This window comes from Methylotenera versatilis 7, assembly GCF_000799165.1.
Lineage (GTDB): Bacteria > Pseudomonadota > Gammaproteobacteria > Burkholderiales > Methylophilaceae > Methylotenera_A > Methylotenera_A versatilis_A.
Window position 1 is genome coordinate 1,066,777 of sequence record NZ_JUGF01000002.1, and the last position, 18,464, is coordinate 1,085,240.

General features: G+C 43.8%; 14 protein-coding genes. 7 read left to right on the top strand and 7 right to left on the bottom strand.

What is annotated here, in order from left to right:
• Position 1 precedes the first annotated feature (1 nt).
• The 4 genes from ntrB to K370_RS09250 all read right to left on the bottom strand — a co-directional run bounded on the left by ntrB (position 2) and on the right by K370_RS09250 (position 5,273).
• Positions 2-955: a nitrate ABC transporter permease gene (gene ntrB / locus K370_RS09235; RefSeq protein ID WP_047541084.1), complete on the bottom strand. Its 954-nt coding sequence runs from the start codon at positions 953-955 to the stop codon at positions 2-4.
• A 142-nt stretch (positions 956-1,097) separates the two neighbouring features.
• Positions 1,098-2,387 (bottom strand): CmpA/NrtA family ABC transporter substrate-binding protein, encoded by a 1,290-nt coding sequence (locus K370_RS09240; RefSeq protein WP_419177402.1) that lies wholly within the window; start codon positions 2,385-2,387, stop codon positions 1,098-1,100.
• Positions 2,388-2,647: 260 nt separating this feature from the next.
• Positions 2,648-3,226, bottom strand: a complete 579-nt coding sequence (locus tag K370_RS09245; protein ID WP_047541088.1) for an ANTAR domain-containing response regulator — start codon at positions 3,224-3,226, stop codon at positions 2,648-2,650.
• 235 nt (positions 3,227-3,461) lie between these two features.
• The gene (locus K370_RS09250) at positions 3,462-5,273 is read right to left on the bottom strand and encodes an ABC transporter transmembrane domain-containing protein (protein ID WP_047541090.1); all 1,812 of its coding nucleotides are present in this window, start codon (positions 5,271-5,273) and stop codon (positions 3,462-3,464) included.
• 164 nt (positions 5,274-5,437) lie between these two features.
• On the opposite strand from K370_RS09250, the gene K370_RS09255 reads away from it, so the two are divergent.
• Positions 5,438-7,507 carry a carbon starvation CstA family protein gene (locus tag K370_RS09255; RefSeq protein ID WP_047541861.1) on the top strand — a complete coding sequence of 690 codons (2,070 nt, stop codon included), beginning with the start codon at positions 5,438-5,440 and terminating at the stop codon, positions 7,505-7,507.
• 25 nt (positions 7,508-7,532) lie between these two features.
• On the top strand, positions 7,533-7,724 hold the full coding sequence (locus K370_RS09260; protein WP_047541865.1) for a CstA-like transporter-associated (seleno)protein: 192 nt from the start codon (positions 7,533-7,535) through the stop codon (positions 7,722-7,724).
• A 79-nt stretch (positions 7,725-7,803) separates the two neighbouring features.
• Here the strand turns inward: K370_RS09260 and K370_RS12295 are convergent, their stop codons facing one another.
• Both K370_RS12295 and lgt read right to left on the bottom strand, forming a co-directional pair.
• Positions 7,804-7,974: a hypothetical protein gene (locus tag K370_RS12295; RefSeq protein WP_200883472.1), complete on the bottom strand. Its 171-nt coding sequence runs from the start codon at positions 7,972-7,974 to the stop codon at positions 7,804-7,806.
• 189 nt (positions 7,975-8,163) lie between these two features.
• A complete protein-coding gene (gene lgt / locus K370_RS09265; RefSeq protein ID WP_047541092.1) occupies positions 8,164-8,955 on the bottom strand; it encodes a prolipoprotein diacylglyceryl transferase in 792 nt (263 codons plus the stop codon).
• Positions 8,956-9,077: 122 nt separating this feature from the next.
• On the opposite strand from lgt, the gene K370_RS09270 reads away from it, so the two are divergent.
• The 5 genes from K370_RS09270 (at position 9,078) to K370_RS09290 (ending at position 16,964) form a co-directional block, all read left to right on the top strand.
• On the top strand, positions 9,078-11,573 hold the full coding sequence (locus K370_RS09270; RefSeq protein WP_047541094.1) for an EAL domain-containing protein: 2,496 nt from the start codon (positions 9,078-9,080) through the stop codon (positions 11,571-11,573).
• Positions 11,574-11,680: 107 nt separating this feature from the next.
• Complete coding sequence (gene ilvD, locus K370_RS09275) at positions 11,681-13,534, top strand: dihydroxy-acid dehydratase (RefSeq protein WP_047541096.1); 1,854 nt, start codon at positions 11,681-11,683, stop codon at positions 13,532-13,534.
• Between the two features lie 14 nt (positions 13,535-13,548).
• Positions 13,549-14,457, top strand: coding sequence for a D-hexose-6-phosphate mutarotase (locus K370_RS09280; RefSeq protein WP_047541098.1), 909 nt, complete (start codon positions 13,549-13,551; stop codon positions 14,455-14,457).
• A gap of 15 nt (positions 14,458-14,472) precedes the next feature.
• Positions 14,473-16,521 carry a thioredoxin domain-containing protein gene (locus K370_RS09285; RefSeq protein ID WP_047541100.1) on the top strand — a complete coding sequence of 683 codons (2,049 nt, stop codon included), beginning with the start codon at positions 14,473-14,475 and terminating at the stop codon, positions 16,519-16,521.
• Between the two features lie 119 nt (positions 16,522-16,640).
• Positions 16,641-16,964 carry a c-type cytochrome gene (locus K370_RS09290; RefSeq protein ID WP_047541102.1) on the top strand — a complete coding sequence of 108 codons (324 nt, stop codon included), beginning with the start codon at positions 16,641-16,643 and terminating at the stop codon, positions 16,962-16,964.
• Between the two features lie 75 nt (positions 16,965-17,039).
• Here K370_RS09290 and K370_RS09295 read toward each other — a convergent pair whose 3' ends face one another.
• Positions 17,040-18,440, bottom strand: coding sequence for an amino acid permease (locus K370_RS09295; RefSeq protein WP_047541104.1), 1,401 nt, complete (start codon positions 18,438-18,440; stop codon positions 17,040-17,042).
• Positions 18,441-18,464 lie beyond the last annotated feature (24 nt).

Below are 18,464 nucleotides of genomic sequence, written 5' to 3' on the forward strand. Positions count from 1 at the left end.
CTTATTCGTAATTAAAACGGTTAGCGATTACAGTCAGTATCTGCTCAAGCAACAAGCCAACAATTCCCACTACAAAGATTGCGATAATGATGTGTTCATAATTAGAGGCGTTGTATTCATCCCACAACCAGAAACCAATGCCCGCGCCGCCGTTCAGCATCTCTGCCGCTACAATCACTAGCCAGGCAATGCCGATTGAAAGACGTACACCTGTCATCATATAAGGCAATACGTAGGGGAATGAAATCTTGGTGATGATTTTCCATTCACTTAAATTCAGCACTTTGGCGACGTTCATATAGTCTTGCGGCACTTTGCTGACACCGACTGCCGTGTTGATGACCATTGGCCAGATACTGGATATAAAGATTACCCAGATTGCGGCCGGGCCAGCGGCTTTTAGCACCAGTAAACCCAGAGGCAACCAAGCTAGTGGTGATACAGGACGCAGCAGGCCGATAACCGGTGCGGTCATGCGTGACATAAACTCATAACGACCGATAATAAAACCCAGTGGAATACCCACTAAGGCTGCCAAGCCAAAGCCTAAACCGACCCGTTGCAGGGAAGATAGGATATTCCAGCCGATACCTTGATCATCCGGACTGTTTTGATGGAAAGGGTGCGCAAACAACTCCGCTGCAGAATGCCAAGTGCTGACTGGGCCGGGTAGTACAGGTTGCTGATGAGAAATTAATGTCCAAACTGCTAAAAATAACAAAATGCCGAATACAGGCGGAATAGTAGTTTTAAAAAACGCTATGGTTTTAATCTGCGCAGTGGTTTTAGCTTTAGCCACATGCGGTAAGTTTGCCTTGGTTTTACTATTTAACATTTTCATGTGCGTGTTATCTTCGTTCGCCGCGACAAGGCTATCTACCGTAGTTTCATTAGTCACTTGCTGTAAACTTTCCTGTAGCTTTAAACTATCTTTATTGATATTGACTGCGCTCATGTTGCGCTCCTTTTTTGCATTGAAATAGTCGCCACTTAGTGTTTGTAACTAGATGTTTGCTTCACCCGAAAATTGCAGGGGATACTGACAAGCTTCGGGTGATGCCCACAAGGGTTAATTAAAATCAGGCTGTAGTTTTTAATTAAGCTTTAATTTTAAAACCCGCTGCATAGGCGGCTGGATTCTTGCCATCCCACACCACGCCGTCCATCAGTTTGCTGCTGCGCATCACATCTTTTGGAATGCTCGCGCCAACTAAACTCGCTGCTTCAGAGTAAAGTTTGATTTCGTTTACTTTTGTGGCAACGCCTAAATAATCCGGATCAGTTTTCAGCATGCCCCAGCGTTTATGCTGCGTTAAGAACCACATGCCGTCAGACAGGTAAGGGAAGTTAACCGCACCATCGTTATAAAATTTCATGTAATTAGGATCTTTGTATTTTCTGCCATTGCCATTGTCGTAATCACCCACAAAACGGCCGGCAATCACTTCTTCTGCGGTATTCACATAAGCCTTACCAGAAATCAATTTGGCTACTTTTGTACGGTTTTCCATTGCATCGATGTACTTGCAAGCATCTAAGATAGCGGCGATCATCGCGCGAGCGGTGTTCGGATTTTTCGCCACGAACTCAGCGGTAGTACCCAATACTTTTTCCGGGTGGTCCGTCCAGATGTCTTGTGAAGTCGTCACGGTAAAACCAAGCTTGTCGTATATCGCACGTGCGTTCCAAGGCTCGCCCACACAGTAGCCATCCATATTCCCGATACGCATATTCGCGACCATTTGTGGTGGCGGAACGACGATGTTTTTGATGTCTTTAACTGGGTCAATGCCGTTTGCTGCCAGCCAGTAGTTCAGCCACATGGCGTGTGTGCCGGTAGGAAAGGTCTGCGCAAAAGTAAAATCGCGGTTTTCGTTAGTCATCACGCGCTTTAATGATTTGCCGTCTTTTACGCCTTTATCTTTTAACTGGTTGGATAAGGTGATCGCCTGGCCATTATTGTTTAAACTCATCAACACTTTCATGTCTTTCTGCTGGCCGCCAATACCCAGTTGTACGCCATATACCAAGCCATACAGCACATGCGATGCGTGTAACTCGCCATTCACCGTTTTATCGCGAATTGCTGCCCATGAAGCTTGTTTAGCTGGGACAATCTTAATGCCATATTTTTTGTCAAAACCCATTTCGGCAGCTACGACAATCGGTGCGCAATCGGTTAATGGAATAAAACCTATTTTGACTTCGGTGATTTCTGGCGCATCGCTACCAGCTGCATAAGCCATGTTTTTAATACCTGCTGGAACGATATTCATCATGGTCGCTGCTCCAAATGCACCTGCGATGGTGTGTTTAAAAAACTGCCGACGGTCAGCATCAACGCTATTCACATTGCTGCTATTGTCATGAGTAGTGATGGCTTTCATTTTGTCTTGATTGTCCACATTCATTCCTTCGTTAAAAAAATTGAAGTTTTAAGGTGTTAATTCCTAAAGCTTTGCCCAATAAAAAAGACGTCTTAACAATGAGGTTTAATCCCATTACTAAGACGTCTTTGTCTTTTGCTATTGCTGACGCCAACTTTGGCATCATTTTTTAATGTTGCATCACCCATCGTTGGGTCATGCATTTTTACTGCAAAATTTATTACAAGCTGGTGTGTTACAAATGGCGATTCATTTAACGACTAAATAATCAGCATTTTGGCCGCTTCATTCAATTGGTGCGATAAATCAGCCAATTTCATATTCTTCTTCATTGCCATGCTACGCAATAAACTATAAGCCTCATCTTCATCAATCATGCGCTGTTTCATCAGCAAGCCTTTTGCACGCTCAATAGTTTTACGTTCATCCAGCTTGGTATTCGCAATGTTTAATTCAGTGCGCAAATTTTTAAACTCTTCAAACCTTGCTACGGCAGCATCGATCACAGGTGTCAGCCTTTCACTTGGAATATCACCCACTACATAAGCACTGACGCCGGCTTGTGTAGCAGCCTTGATTTTTTCTTTATCCCCATCGTGCGTAAACATCACGACAGGGCGCGGATCATGCATACTCATCACACAAATATTCTCTAATGTATCTCGTGTTGGTGAGTCGGTATCGATAATGACAATGTCTGGCTTCACTTCACAGCATTTCGCTTCTAGGTTGATGGTATTTTCAACATGCGCAATCACTTCAAACCCATTATCAATCAACGATTGTTTTAACGGTTTGCTTCGCATTAAGTCATTATCAACAATCATCACCTTTAACATGATTGATATATAGCAAAGGCTATGCCAGTTAACTGTATGGTTGTAACTAATTGAATTTATTGGATAAATGTATGGGCTTTAGATTGGCTTGCAGTAGTGCAGTGCCATATTGAATGCACGAATTGAGTGCGAGCGCACCGAAGTAAAGTGAAAGCTTCGGTGTTAGAGGAGATAAAAACGCAGGGTTAATGTGAGTTCAAAACTATTCGAATGCGAGATAAAATGCACAGGCGCTTTACGCCAGCTGTAGTTTAGCTAAACGCGCATACAAGCCGCCTTGTTCACGCAGCTGCGCAGGGCTGCCAGTTTCCACGATACGACCATTTTCCAACACAATAATACGGTCTGCTTTCTGTACTGTGCTTAATCGGTGCGCAATCATTAAGGTAGTGCGACCCTGCATTGCGGCATTCAATCCTTGCTGCACCAGAATCTCGCTTTCTGCATCCAGCGCGCTAGTGGCTTCGTCTAATAATAAAATCGGTGCGTCTTTTAAAATGGCTCGCGCAATGGCGATGCGTTGCCGCTGGCCGCCAGATAAACGTGTGCCGCGCTCACCCAGGAATGTTTGATAGCCATCTGGCAGTTTTTGGATAAACTCGTCTACTTGCGCTGCTTTGGCGGCAGCTAGCACTTCTGCGTCAGTTGCGCTGGGTTTGCCATAACGAATATTCTCTAAAGCATTGGCGGAAAAAATCACGGCATCTTGCGGGACTATGGCGATATTGCCGCGTAAGCTAGTTAAACTGAGTGAATTGATTGCTTGGCCGTTAATGGTAATTTCGCCCGATGTTGGCTCATAAAAACGCAGCAAGCATTGGAATAAAGTGGTTTTTCCGGCACCAGATGGGCCAACTAACGCAACGGTTTCACCTGCGGCAATAGTTAAGTTAACGTTATCTAATGCGGCAATTTGTGGGCGCGATGGATAATGAAAAATAACGTTTTTAAATTCGATTTCTGCCTGCGTTGGATTGATTAATGTTTGTGCATTCTCAGGCTCTGTAATCGCGGCATCAGCGTGAAGTAATTCTAATAAACGCTCTGTCGCACCCGCCGCGCGCATCACTTCTCCCCATACTTCTGCCATGGTACCCACTGCGCCGGCTACCATTAATGCATAAAGTACAAATGAAGCCAGCTCGCCGCCTGTCATCGTGCCTGCGCTTACTTGTCTTGCGCCAATCCACAGCACAAAAATAATCGTGCCTAGTATTGCCGTTACCATTAATAGCGTTAACGCAGCGCGTACTTTTACGCGTTTTAATGCAGTGGTAAAACTAATATTTGCGCTAGTGGTGAAACGTGAAATTTCGGCTTGTTCCTGCGTGTACGATTGTACGGTTGGCATGGCATTCAATATCTCACCCGCCATGGCAGAACTATCTGCGATACGGTCTTGCGATTCGCGCGATAGTTTTTTGACTTTGCGCCCAATCAAAATGATCGGCAAAATCAACAGCAACATTAATCCAATATTCAGTGAAAATAAGTAAAGGTTCGTAACAGCCAGCATAATCATGCCGCCAGTAAACTGAAATAAACTGCGTAGTCCCATGGAAATTGAGCTGCCAACCACAGTTTGAATCAGTGTGGTATCGCCGGTTAAGCGTGATAACACTTCACCTGTTTGCGTGGTTTCAAAAAACTGCGGGCTTTGTGTCATTACTCGGCCATAAACCGCACTGCGCAGGTCGGCTGTGACGCGTTCACCTACCCACGAAATATTGTAATAACGCATGGAAATCATCAGCGCCCAAAACCCGGCCAGCACAAACATCACCAAAAAATGACCGTTTAAACTTAAATTACCTAATAAGCCTGTGCTTGGTTTTGCAGCACTTGCGTCGCTAATAAAGCCAAAATCAATCAAATCGCGAAAGGCGAGTGGCACTAGTAATAAAGTGGCCGAGCCTAAACACAGTAGCAAAAATGCTAAAAAAACACGGGTGCGGTAAGGTCTTAAAAAAGGCCATAAGTTAGCCAATGGCGACAGTTTTTTTGATGCAGAATTATTTAATACAATCGTGGTTGAGTTGTTTGGCATATTTACTTTGTATTTAATATTGGGCTCTTAAGGTGGTTAAGTTTAGCATCCGTAAGCAGTCGCATGCAGTTTGATTGCAGTGCTAGGTTGACAGCACGAGTGTGATTTATACTAATCGACATTATTTAGACCAACAACCTCATTAAGAAATGATGACAACAATCATGCCTAAAAACTTCAAACTCATTCTCTGGTTATTAGTTGGATTATTGGGCACTTTTGCATTGGGTACGATTGCCTTGCATCGTGGTGAAAGCATCAATGCGCTGTGGTTAATTACAGCAGCAATCTGTATTTACGCCATTGCTTATCGCTTTTATGCGGCATGGATTGCAGCAAAAGTATTGACGATAGACGAAACGCGCGCAACTCCAGCCGAAAGATTGGACGATGGCCGCGATTTTGTTCCTACGAATAAATGGGTGGTTTTCGGACACCATTTTGCAGCCATTGCCGGTCCTGGTCCGTTGATTGGCCCAACTCTGGCGGCGCAGTTTGGTTATTTACCCGGCACATTATGGATTTTGATTGGTGCTGTGCTGGGTGGCGCAGTGCAGGATATGGTGACGCTGTTTTTCTCAACGCGCCGCAATGGCCGAAGTTTAGGCCAAATGGCACGCGATGAAATTGGCGTCATCGGCGGCACAGCTGCCTTGCTTGCCACGTTCATTATTATGATTATCTTAATCGCTGTATTGGGTTTGGTAGTAGTGAATGCAATGAAACACAGCCCATGGGCGACTTCTACCATTGCCGCGACGATTCCAATTGCCATGTTAATCGGCATTTACATGCGTAATATTCGACCGGGACGCGTGTTGGAAGCTTCAGCCATTGGTGTTGTATTGCTGCTGCTATCGGTATACGCGGGCGGCTGGATAAATCACCATGAGACGCTACGCGTATTTTTCGACCATGATGGTTTGCCGTTGGCTTATGCCATTATCGTGTACGGGTTTGCAGCGGCGGTGCTGCCAGTTTGGCTTTTACTTGCACCGCGTGATTACTTATCTACCTATATAAAACTAGGTACGGTGATTTTATTAGCCATTGCGATCATTATTTTACGGCCTGATATTCATATGCCTGCTGTCACCCAATTTACCGATGGCACAGGGCCTATTTTTGGCGGTAAGTTGTTTCCGTTTGTGTTTATCACCATTGCCTGTGGGGCGATTTCAGGCTTTCATGCATTAATTGCTTCTGGCACAACGCCTAAACTATTAGAGAATGAGCGTGATATTCGCATGATTGGTTATGGCGCCATGCTGCTGGAAAGCTTTGTTGCCATCATGGCGATGATAGCAGCGACGGTATTAGAGCCAGGCGTGTTTTTTGCCATTAATAGCCCCGCAGGCGTGGTGGGTAAAGAGGCCATTGATGCGGTAGCCAAAATCAACAGCTGGGGTTTTGCCGTGACTGTTGAGCAAATGAATCAGCTTGCCAAAGACATGGGCGAAAGTAGTTTGTTTGCACGCACAGGCGGCGCGCCTAGTTTGGCTGTCGGCATGGCCAGTATTTTTGGTAACGCGTTTGGTAAAAGCATGCTGGCGTTGTGGTATCACTTTGCCATTATGTTCGAGGCGATTTTTATCTTAACCACGTTAGATGCAGGCACGCGTGTTGGCCGCTTTATGCTGCAGGATATGCTGGGAAATTTTAATAAGAAATTGGGCGAAACATCGTATATGCCATCGGTGATATTAACAAGTGCTCTCGTAGTGGCGGGCTGGGGGTATTTTCTATATATCGGCGTGATTGATCCGAATGGCGGCGTGAATATTTTATGGCCCTTATTTGGTATTTCTAATCAAATGCTGGCAGCAATCGCGTTGTGCGTAGCGACAGGTATTTTGGTTAAATCAGGCAGATTAAAGTTTGCCTGGGTAACTGGTTTGCCACTGGCTTGGTTGGTTATCATTACCAGCACAGCAGCCTATCAAAAAATATTCTCGGATGACGTGAGAATCGGTTTTTTTGCAGCTGCGAATGACTTAAGCAGTAAGCTGGCCAGCGGATTATTGACGGCAGATAAAGCCGCCGTTGCACCGCAGCTTATTTTTAATCAGCAACTAGATGCCTATCTGACGTTATTTTTTGTGGTCATGCTATGGGTTGTTATTATTGATACTGTAGTGGTGTGCGCACGACACCTGTCTGGCAAGCCCGTGTTGCCAAGCACAGAAGTGCCGCATATTGAAACGCAGTTGGATAATAATTGGGTAAGAGATTAGCTTTTTAATTGAGAGACAAGTGAGCATACTTAAAAAACTACGCCATTTTTGGCATTTAGTCAGGCAATTGTCGGGTGATGATGCTTATGAACAATATGCAAAACATCATGCGGATTTTCATGCTTGCAGTGTAGATGCGCCGACATTATTAACGCGCAAGGATTTTTATAAACTATGGCAAGACAGTAAGTGGAAAGGCATGAAACGTTGCTGCTAAGTTTGTTTCAAAAAGCCATGCTCTTTTAAGTCATGGCGCGAATGCACACATGAAAAACTACTAAACACCACACCCACATTTACCTATCTTTATCAATTTGAATTTCATCTGTTTCTGATGGCTCATACATGTCAGATTCGATTACATCGACATCTAAATGCATTCTGTTAATTTGAATGGGGCGATACTCTGCAATGACGTAATCAAATTCGGGCTTTTTTTTAAATAAACGCGCAAATAATTTTTTCATGATATTTCGTTTCAAAACTTAAGTTAATAGGTGCTAATACCTGCACAGCAATCAACATGCCAAATTTTAAAACAAAATAATTTATTTAATACATTGATTTTATTGAGTAAATTATTTTAAAAATAATACTATTATCTAAGTGATGTTGTAATTTAACGAACAACGTTTAATTTTCGTCAAATGCAGCACTCAATTAAATTGTCGTGTATTGGCTCTAAACCACATCCAAATGCCAATGAGTATCATCGGTAAACTCAGCCATTGACCCATGCTCAAGCCAAGTTGCAGCAAGCCCAGGTAATCATCTGGTTGGCGCGTAAACTCAACTAAAAACCTAAAGCTGCCGTAGCCAATCAAAAACAGCGCAGAAATCGCACCAATCGGACGTTGCTTGCGCGAAAACCACCATAAAATACAGAACAAGGCTACGCCTTCTAAAGCAAACTCATACAGTTGAGAAGGGTGGCGCGCGATCATGTCGACTTGTGGAAAAATCATGCCGTAATCAGCGTTGGTTGCTCTGCCCCATAATTCGCCGTTAATAAAGTTGCCCATGCGACCAGCACCTAATCCGATAGGTACAAGTGGCGCGACAAAATCCATGATTTTTAACCAAGGCTGTGGATATTTTCTGGTAAAAAAGAACATGGCAACCAGTACACCTAAAAAGCCGCCGTGAAAGCTCATGCCACCTTGCCATATTTTTAAAATATCCAATGGATGTTCTACAAAGCTGGAAAACTGATAAAACAATACATAACCTATTCTGCCGCCAAGTATCACGCCCAGCGCACCATAAAACAACGCGTCATCAATCATTTGGTTTGACCAGTTAAACCAAGGCTTGTGTCTTACTTGGTAACGGCCTAAACCCAGAAACGCTAAAAAACCAATCAGGTACATTAAGCCGTACCAGTGAATGCCGAAACTATCGGTGAAATGTAGGGCAACGGGGTCGAATTTTGGATGCGTAAATATCATGAGAACCTAAGATGTTTATAAACGTTAAGTACGTAATTTGAGGGATTATGTTAATTTAAATTTTATGTTATGGTTTTAAGCATGATTGTAATAATAAAACTGTAAAAGGAAAGCTTAAGTGTATGGCACAGGGTTCAAAAAAACCGCAACTGTCAACGAAAGCAAATAGTGTAACCGTTAGTGCTGGAGTTCTAGCCGATTTTATTCCATTACTCACGGCGATTTTTCAGGACTCTCCTGATTGTGTCGCCATTTACGCCAATGATGCAAGCATCATTTATGCAAATGAAAGCTTTGAGAATACTTGGGGCTATCCTTTACAACAAGTGCAAAACTCTCAAAAAACTGCTTCAGAACACTTTCAGCCCTATCATAACGCGCTTGATAATGTATTAACAACGGGTCAATCGACGACGTTATTATTGGATTGCAAGCCCTCCAATATGCGACGACATATCCATGATTTAATTTCGATGACGGCAATTAGAAGCCAAGAGCAAGTTGTTCTGGGTGTGATTGCCATTGGTCGAAACTTAGGCGATTATCGACACACACAATATCAAATGCTGGCGCAAAAAGAGCGTTATCAACGTGCGTTGATTGATAACTTTCCTTTTATGGTGTGGTTAAAAGATGTCGATAGCCGTTATCTGGCTATTAACAATGCATTCGCGCAATTGGCTGGTGTGACGCACCCTGAAGAAGTGCTTGGTAAAACCGATTATGATTGTTTTTTTAAAGTTAGCGCTGATAGCTGTGTGGCTTCTGATCGAGAAGTTTTACTGTCAGGCGAATCTAAAGTCCTAGTCGAATCCATTCATCCTAAATCAGGTGATGTGCATTGGGCCGAAGTTTATAAATCCCCAGTATTGATTGATGGAGAGGTGGTGGGGACGGTAGGGTTTGCGCGCGATTTATCCGATATAAAAAAATTACAGGCAGACATATTAAAAACCAAGTCAGATTATATGACCTTGGTCGAAAGCTTACCGCTGACGATTTCACGCTACGATTTGAATTTTAAATGTATTTTTATGAGTTCTTATTGTGAACGTATTACTGGTGTGCCGGCTGAATATATGCTGGGAAAGACGCCATCAGAATTTTTGCATTTACACCATTTAAACCTGACTGCAGAAGATGTAGAAGCTTATATGGCGCAGGTGATAGCAACCGCAGAGCCACATGTTTTTGAGTTACATGGCTATGCTGAGGACAAGGATTTTACTTACCTCATGCGTATTTTGCCTGAATTCGATGTAGATAAAAATGTAGTCGGTGTGATGATATTGGGTAGTGATATTTCTGAGATTAGCGAATATCGTGAGCAGCTTGAACATATGGCGCATCACGATGCATTAACCAGTTTGCCTAATCGAACCATGTTTAATAAGCGAATCACTTCTGCAATCAATCACGCAAAGCGCCAAAAGCATCTGCTGGGTATTTTCGTGATTGACTTGGATCATTTCAAATCGATTAACGATACTTTGGGACATGTGATTGGCGATGCATTATTAATTGATGTGGCTACACGAATTCTGAATACTTTGCGTGCAGGTGACTCGGTCGCGCGTTTGGGTGGTGACGAGTTTGCCATCATGATTCAAGACGTGAGTAAAGCCGAAGACTTAGCAGTGCTTGCCGCTAAAATTTTACAAATTCTAGCATTGCCATTTTATGTGGCAGGGCAGGAGTTATATGTCACCGCGAGTGTCGGGATCGCAGTGTATCCACGAGATTCACAACATATTGATGATTTGCTTAAATTTGCAGATGTAGCAATGTATGCCGCCAAAAAGCAAGGTCGCAATAATTATCAGTTTTTTGTGCAAGAACTGAATCAATTAATGTCGCAACGTTTTCAGGTGCAAACGGAACTCATGCATGCTATTGAAAAAAATGAGCTTTACTTGCAATATCAGCCGCTAGTGCGTTTGGATACCGAGGAAATTATTGGTGTAGAAGCATTACTGCGCTGGAAAAATAGCGTTTTAGGTGAGCTCCGTCCGGCCGAATTTATTCCGTTGGCAGAAGAGTTAGGGATAATTACGGAAATCGGCCGCTGGGTGATGATGCAAGCGGTTAAAGATGCGGTGACAGTTAATTTACAACGCGAAAAACCACTTATGTTTTCCGTTAACCTATCTGCACGTCAGTTTTTACGTTACGACATTCTAGCGGCGATTAAATATTGTTTAAGCGTGACGGGCTGTAAACCGGTATGGGTGACGTTGGAAATCACTGAAAGCTTGTTGTTAAATGACTCTAAACAAGTGCTGAATATATTAAGTAGCTTAGTCGATTTAGGCGTCAAAATTGCCATCGATGATTTTGGTACCGGTTATTCTTCGCTTTCGTACCTGAATAAATTCCCCATCAGCGAAGTAAAAATCGATCGCAGTTTTGTGCGTGAAATTACGACAGTTGAAAATGATGCCAAATTGGTGAAAGCCGTTATCGGTATGGCGATTAGTCTGGGTAAAGAACTGGTTGCAGAAGGTGTAGAGACGCAAGCACAGGCAGATTTGCTGAAAAATTGGGGCTGTCATATTGGGCAAGGCTATTTGTTTAGTAAACCGCTTGGCTTTGAGCAGCTTTTGCTACGTTTGAAATAAATAAGCTTAATTACACATAATTTAAGCATTACATGTAAAAACCTGCTTACTCTAGGCACTGCATCAGCTAAAATAGCATATTAAGCATTATTTTAGGATTTGCAATCATGCCAGTTTATCGTTCTCACACCACAACACACGGCCGCAACATGGCGGGTGCACGCGCTTTATGGCGCGCAACGGGTATGAAGGATGGCGATTTTGATAAACCAATCATCGCTATTTCCAACTCATTTACGCAATTCGTACCTGGTCATGTGCATTTAAAAGATTTAGGTCAACTAGTCGCGCGCGAAATTGAGCGAGCTGGCGGTGTGGCGAAAGAATTTAACACCATTGCTGTGGATGATGGTATTGCCATGGGACATGGCGGCATGCTGTATAGCTTACCTTCACGCGACTTGATCGCTGACAGCGTTGAGTATATGGTCAATGCGCACTGTGCTGATGCGCTAGTGTGTATTTCAAACTGCGACAAAATCACCCCTGGCATGTTAATGGCGGCATTGCGCTTGAATATCCCAGTGGTATTTGTCTCTGGCGGCCCGATGGAAGCGGGTAAAGTAAACTGGAATGGTAATACGCATAAGCTGGACTTGGTTGATGCAATGGTTGCTGCGGCTGATAGCAAGGTTTCAGATGCGGAATCTGAAGCAATTGAACGTTCTGCCTGCCCAACCTGCGGTTCCTGTTCTGGTATGTTTACGGCTAACTCCATGAACTGTTTAACCGAAGCGCTGGGCTTAAGTTTGCCAGGTAACGGTTCAACTCTTGCCACACATGGCGCACGCAAAGAATTATTCCTAAAAGCGGGTCGTTTGATTGTTGAATTAGCAAAGCGCCATTATGAGCAGGATGATTACAGCGTATTGCCACGCAGCATCGCCAGTATGAAAGCGTTTGAAAATGCCATGAGCTTAGATGTTTCAATGGGTGGCTCAACTAATACAGTATTACATTTATTGGCGGCGGCACATGAAGCCGGGCTTGATTTCACCATGAGTGATATTGACCGTATTTCTCGTAAAGTTCCGTGTTTAAGCAAAGTGGCGCCTGCAACGGCCAAATACCATATGGAAGACGTGCACCGTGCTGGTGGCGTCATGGGTATTTTGGGTGAGCTGGACCGTGCTGGTGTCATCCATCGTGATACGCCAACCGTTCATAGCAAAACAATGGGTGATGCTTTGGACAAATGGGACATTAAAGTCACGCAGGACGAAGAAGTTAAAAAATTCTTCCGCGCGGCACCTGGCGGCATTTCGACCACGATTGCTTTCAGTCAGAGCATGTTGTATCCAACATTGGATGACGACCGTGCTGAAGGCTGTATTCGTGATAAAGCGCATGCTTATTCATTAGATGGTGGTCTAGCTGTGTTGTATGGCAATATTGCTCTAGATGGTTGTATCGTGAAAACCGCTGGTGTCGATGACAGTATTTTGAAATTCACTGGTCGTGCGCGCATTTTTGAATCGCAAGACGCAACGGTAGAAGCGATATTGGCCGATCAAATTGTGGCAGGTGACGTGGTGGTGATTCGTTATGAAGGTCCACGAGGCGGGCCTGGCATGCAAGAGATGCTTTATCCGACTTCTTATTTGAAATCGAAAGATTTAGGCAAAGCTTGTGCATTGTTAACGGATGGACGATTTTCTGGCGGTACATCAGGTTTAAGTATCGGCCATGCTTCACCAGAAGCAGCCGAAGGTGGCGCGATTGGTTTGGTTGAAGAGGGCGATACCATTGAAATTGATATTCCAAATCGCACCATTCATCTGGCGATTACCGATGAAGAGATGGCACATCGTCGCGCGCATATGGAAGCTAAAGGCAAGGATGCTTGGAAACCCGTTAATCGTAGCCGCGAAGTATCACTGGCATTGCGTGCTTATGCGGCGATGACAACCAGCGCCGCACGCGGCGCAGTGCGTGATGTCACGCAAATTGAACATTTGTAGAATAGGAATAAATAATGACTGAGCAGTTAATTAACCATGACTTCACATTGAAGCCTGAACTTAAATTCAGTGAAGACAGCCATGGTTTGCAGTTCATTGATATCGACAATAGTCTTGCGACGGCAAAAATTGCACTACAAGGCGCGCATGTGATGCAATGGCAGCCAAAAAATGTAGCAGAGCCTGTGTTGTGGTTATCGAGCAACGCGCGCTATGTGCAAGGCCGTTCCATCCGTGGTGGTGTGCCTATTTGCTGGCCGTGGTTTGGTGCACATCCAACCGATAGCAGCTATTGTCCACATGGTTTTGCACGTGTGATGCCGTGGCAACTAATTGATGCCGATACATTGCAAAATGGTGCCACTCGATTGGTATTGCAGATTTTGGATACGCCCGTGGGTAAAAAACAGCTGTCATATCCGTATACGCTCACCTTGACTATCACGATTGGCGAAACGCTTAAACTGGATTTATCAACGACCAATCATGGTTCGCACCCTTTTATGATTGGTGAGGCTTTCCATACCTATTTTAATGTGAGTGATGTTGCTAGCATTAAATTAAGTGGTTTGGAAGAAAGTCTGTATGCCGATAAAGTGCAAAATTACGAACGTAGCGTACAGCATGGCAGCATCAAATTTAATAGTGAGTTTGATCGCGTTTATTTAAACACCGCAAGTGATTGTGTGATTGAGGATGAAGGCTTGAATCGTAAGATTCATGTAGCGAAGTCGGGTAGTAATGCAACGGTGGTTTGGACGCCTTGGGATGATAAAGCACATCAAATGAATGATATGGGCGCGCCTGACGAATGGCGTCGCATGGTCTGTATTGAAACCGCAAATGCCATGGAAAATAGCATTGTGGTTAATCCTAATCAAACCCATACTTTAACTGCCGAATACAGCATAGAAGATCTATAGTGTTAAGGGATTAGAATGGCCAACCGCCTTAAGCAAGAAACTAGTCCCTATTTATTACAGCATGCGGATAATCCCGTGGAATGGTATCCATGGGGTGAGCAAGCACTCACATTGGCGCGCGAATTAGATAAGCCGATTCTGCTTTCAATTGGCTATTCAGCTTGCCATTGGTGCCATGTGATGGCGCATGAATCGTTTGAGGATAATGAAGTGGCGGCAATCATGAATGCCCACTTTATTAATATTAAAGTAGACCGTGAAGAGCGCCCTGATATTGATCAAATCTACCAAACTGCGCATAGTATGCTGTCCAATCGCAGTGGTGGCTGGCCGCTCACGGTTTTTTTAACGCCAAATCAAGAGCCATATTTCACAGGCACCTATTTCCCGAAAACATCGCGTTACCAATTACCTGGTTTTGCCGATTTAGTACCGCGTGTGGCACAGTTCTATCATGAGCGCAAAGACGATTTAGTCGTACAAAACAGCCAATTGGCGGATGCACTAAAACGGTCAATTCCTGCTCCTAGTAGCGTGTTAAGTGCCAGTGAGTCGACCTTGAAATTAGCATTTACATCACTTGAGCGTAGTTTTGATTTTGAGCATGGCGGTTTTGGCAGCGCGCCAAAATTCCCTAATCCTGCCGATATTACTTTATTACTACATGAATCAAATGCAGGTAATCAGCAGGCAGAGGCGATGGTTTTACAAATGCTGTCTGCCATGGCGAACGGCGGTATTTATGATCAATTGGGTGGCGGATTTTGCCGCTATTCGGTCGATGCGCGCTGGAATATTCCGCATTTTGAGAAAATGCTTTACGACAATGCCCAGTTATTATTTTTGTATGTAGATGCTTGGCAAATCAGTAAAAATCCACATTACCAGCAAGTAATAGCAGAAACGATTACTTGGTTAACGCGTGAAATGCGTGATTCTCAAGGTGCGTTTTACTCCTCTTTGGATGCGGATTCAAAAGATGAGAATGGGCATTCTGCAGAAGGTGCATTTTATATATGGCAGCCTGCTCAAGTAAAAGCCTTGCTGACGCCAGAAGAATTTATTGTGGCCAGTCGCTGTTTAGGTTTTGACCGAGCGCCAAATTTTGAAGATCCTCATTCTCAAACTCAAGCTTGGCACCCTTATTTAGTGCAAGCGCCGCAAGATGACGAAATTGATCTGCTAATCAGTGCGCAAACCAAACTATTTCAGGCGCGCGACAAACGCCATCACCCTGGCCGCGATGACAAAATATTAACCAGCTGGAACGCGCTGGCGATTAAAGGCTTAGCTAGAGCTGGCCGCATTTTTAATCGCCCAGATTGGATAAAGTTGGCGCAAGATACCGTGGATTTTATTTACCAGAATCTGTGGGTGAACGATGCTTTATTGGCTACCTGCAAAGATGATGGGAACGGCAATTATCATGCGCATTTAAATGCTTATTTAGATGATTATGCTTATTTACTGGATGCGTTAATCGAGTTACTACAAGCAGATTATCGCAGCGAAGACTTAGCGTTTGCAGAAGATTTAGCCGAGGCATTATTGGCAGACTTTGAAAGTGAAGACGGCGGATTTTATTTTACTAGCCATCAACATGAAACACTGATTCATCGTCCTAAACAAGGCTACGACAACGCCACCCCCAATGGCAATGGTATTGCAGCAGTCGCATTGCAAAAGCTGGGGCATATTCTGGGCGAGTCGCGATATTTACAGGCGAGCGAGCGTACATTAAAAGCATTTGACAGCAGTATGGCGAATAATCCAGCCGCTTGTGCTAGCTTATGCCATGCTTTGCGTGAGTTTCTAACACCGCCAACGCTAGTGATTATGCGGGGTAACGCGAATAAAATGCAGCTTTGGCATGAGGCGATCAACCAAACTTACTATCCGCATCACTTGTTTTTTTATTTTGATGAAACATGGGATGAGAAAGTACGTGATTTACCACCAAGTTTGCAAAGAGCAGCTACAAGCGATGTCAACGCATGGGTATGCAAAGGCGTTGTCTGTTCTCCAAGTATAGATGACTTGCAGAACTTGTTAGAAAATTTGTAGTCAGCTTGCCATAAAACCCTATAAGAGCTATTGTAGATTTTTAAATTATAGGTATTATTCAACTTGCAAAAAAATGCAGGAATAACATAAAAATTATTACGGTAATTCAAGGAGATAGCATGAAAGTTTTATTATCAACAATCGCAGTAACCAGCATGTTATTAGCGGCTCCGGTAAATGCAGCAAATGCTGATGCAGCAAAAGCGTTGGCGCAAAAAAGTGGCTGTCTAGCATGTCACAGCATTGATAAAAAAGTATTAGGCCCATCTTATAAAGATATTGCTGCGAAATACAAAGGCGACAAATCGGCTGAAGCTAAACTAGTAGCAAAAGTTAAAACAGGTGGTAGTGGCGTTTGGGGCCCTATGCCTATGCCAGCTAATAGCCCACAAGTGAAAGACGATGATATTAAAACGATTGTTCAGTGGATTTTATCCATGTAGTTTGTGAATGTAACGTTGTCTAGTTACTAATAAAAAAGCCAGCTTGAAGCTGGCTTTTTTATTGAGTCAGAATATTTAGCTTTGATTCAGCTTGCTATGTCGAATCGAATAAGCAAAATAAAAAACAAGGCCAATTAAGATCCAGCAGCCAAAGCGTATCCAGGTGGTTGCTGGCAAAAAGTACATTAATGCACCGCAAGACAAGATGCCCAGAACAGGAATAACCGGGTTCCAAGGATTTTTAAATGGACGCGGTAAATCTGGTTGGCGTATGCGCAGCACAATGACACCGACACAAACCATGATAAAGGCAGCCAGTGTGCCGATATTCACTGTTTCTGCCAACTCGCCTAATGGGAGAAAGCCAGCAACTAAAGATACCACAGCGCCACACATTAAAATGATGCGTGTAGGTGTTTGTCTATCTGGGTTCACTTTTGAGAAGATGGGCGATATTAAACCATCTCGACTCATCGCAAATAAAATACGTGTAAGGCCATACAATAATACTAATAATACGGTGATCAAACCAGCCAAAACTCCGGTGGCAACCAATGTGGATGACCATGTATAGCCAAGCTTAAATAAAGCATACGCAACGGGTGACGAGGTATTGAGTTCCGTGTAATGCACCACGCCAGTCAGTATGGCCGATACGGCGATATAAATAATAGTACAAAATGCCAGGGATGCGAGTAGGCCAATGGGTAAATCACGTTGCGGGTTCTTGGCTTCTTCAGCAGCGGTTGATACGGCATCAAAGCCGAAATAGGCAAAAAATACTAAAGATGCGCCTGCAAGTACACCAATATTTTTGCCGCTCTCTAACGTATCAAACCAGCCGAAAGGGGTGAAAGGATGCCAGTTATCCGTGTTAATGTGAGCACTTGCTAGCGCTATAAAAATGGCAATCGTACTTAACTTGATGACAACAATGATATTGTTAAAACGCGCACTTTCTTTTACGCCGATAATCAATAAAATGGTTAATAGCCAAATAATGGCAAAAGCAGGCAGATTAATAGTGCCGCCCAGCATAGGTGCTTTGGTTAGCGCTTCAGGTAAATGTACATTAAAATTGGCCAGCGTATTAATAAAATAGCCTGACCATCCATTTGCGACTGCAGCTGCGCCTACACCGTATTCAAGTAATAAAATCCAACCCATTACCCAGGCGATTAATTCGCCAAAAGCCACGTAGCTATAGCCATATGCGCTGCCGGAACCCCCTACTGAGGCGGCAAGTTCAGAGTAAGCCAAGGCGGCGAAAGCACTGGCAATACCTGCAAATATAAATGACAGGACAACTGCGGGGCCGGATTGTGTGGCTGCGGCAAGGCCTGTTAATACAAAAATCCCTGTGCCAATGGCACAGCCAACCCCTAATAATGCTAAATCAAATGCACTTAAACATTTTTTAAGACCGCTATTGGCGTGGTTTTCAACTGGTTTTGTGCGCAATAATTGTTTCAACATACGTTTTTATCCTTTTTATCGCAG

Excerpts from the sequence above, each read along its gene's own strand:
- K370_RS09270 (WP_047541094.1), top strand. The coding sequence starts at position 9,078 with ATGGCACAGGGTTCAAAAAAACCGCAACTGTCAACGAAAGCAAATAGT.
- K370_RS09250 (WP_047541090.1), bottom strand. The coding sequence starts at position 5,273 with ATGCCAAACAACTCAACCACGATTGTATTAAATAATTCTGCATCAAAA.
- K370_RS09295 (WP_047541104.1), bottom strand. The coding sequence starts at position 18,440 with ATGTTGAAACAATTATTGCGCACAAAACCAGTTGAAAACCACGCCAAT.
- K370_RS12295 (WP_200883472.1), bottom strand. The coding sequence starts at position 7,974 with ATGAAAAAATTATTTGCGCGTTTATTTAAAAAAAAGCCCGAATTTGAT.
- K370_RS09255 (WP_047541861.1), top strand. The coding sequence starts at position 5,438 with ATGCCTAAAAACTTCAAACTCATTCTCTGGTTATTAGTTGGATTATTG.
- lgt (WP_047541092.1), bottom strand. The coding sequence starts at position 8,955 with ATGATATTTACGCATCCAAAATTCGACCCCGTTGCCCTACATTTCACC.
- K370_RS09280 (WP_047541098.1), top strand. The coding sequence starts at position 13,549 with ATGACTGAGCAGTTAATTAACCATGACTTCACATTGAAGCCTGAACTT.
- ntrB (WP_047541084.1), bottom strand. The coding sequence starts at position 955 with ATGAGCGCAGTCAATATCAATAAAGATAGTTTAAAGCTACAGGAAAGT.
- K370_RS09240 (WP_419177402.1), bottom strand. The coding sequence starts at position 2,387 with ATGAAAGCCATCACTACTCATGACAATAGCAGCAATGTGAATAGCGTT.
- K370_RS09290 (WP_047541102.1), top strand. The coding sequence starts at position 16,641 with ATGAAAGTTTTATTATCAACAATCGCAGTAACCAGCATGTTATTAGCG.
- K370_RS09245 (WP_047541088.1), bottom strand. The coding sequence starts at position 3,226 with ATGTTAAAGGTGATGATTGTTGATAATGACTTAATGCGAAGCAAACCG.
- ilvD (WP_047541096.1), top strand. The coding sequence starts at position 11,681 with ATGCCAGTTTATCGTTCTCACACCACAACACACGGCCGCAACATGGCG.
- K370_RS09285 (WP_047541100.1), top strand. The coding sequence starts at position 14,473 with ATGGCCAACCGCCTTAAGCAAGAAACTAGTCCCTATTTATTACAGCAT.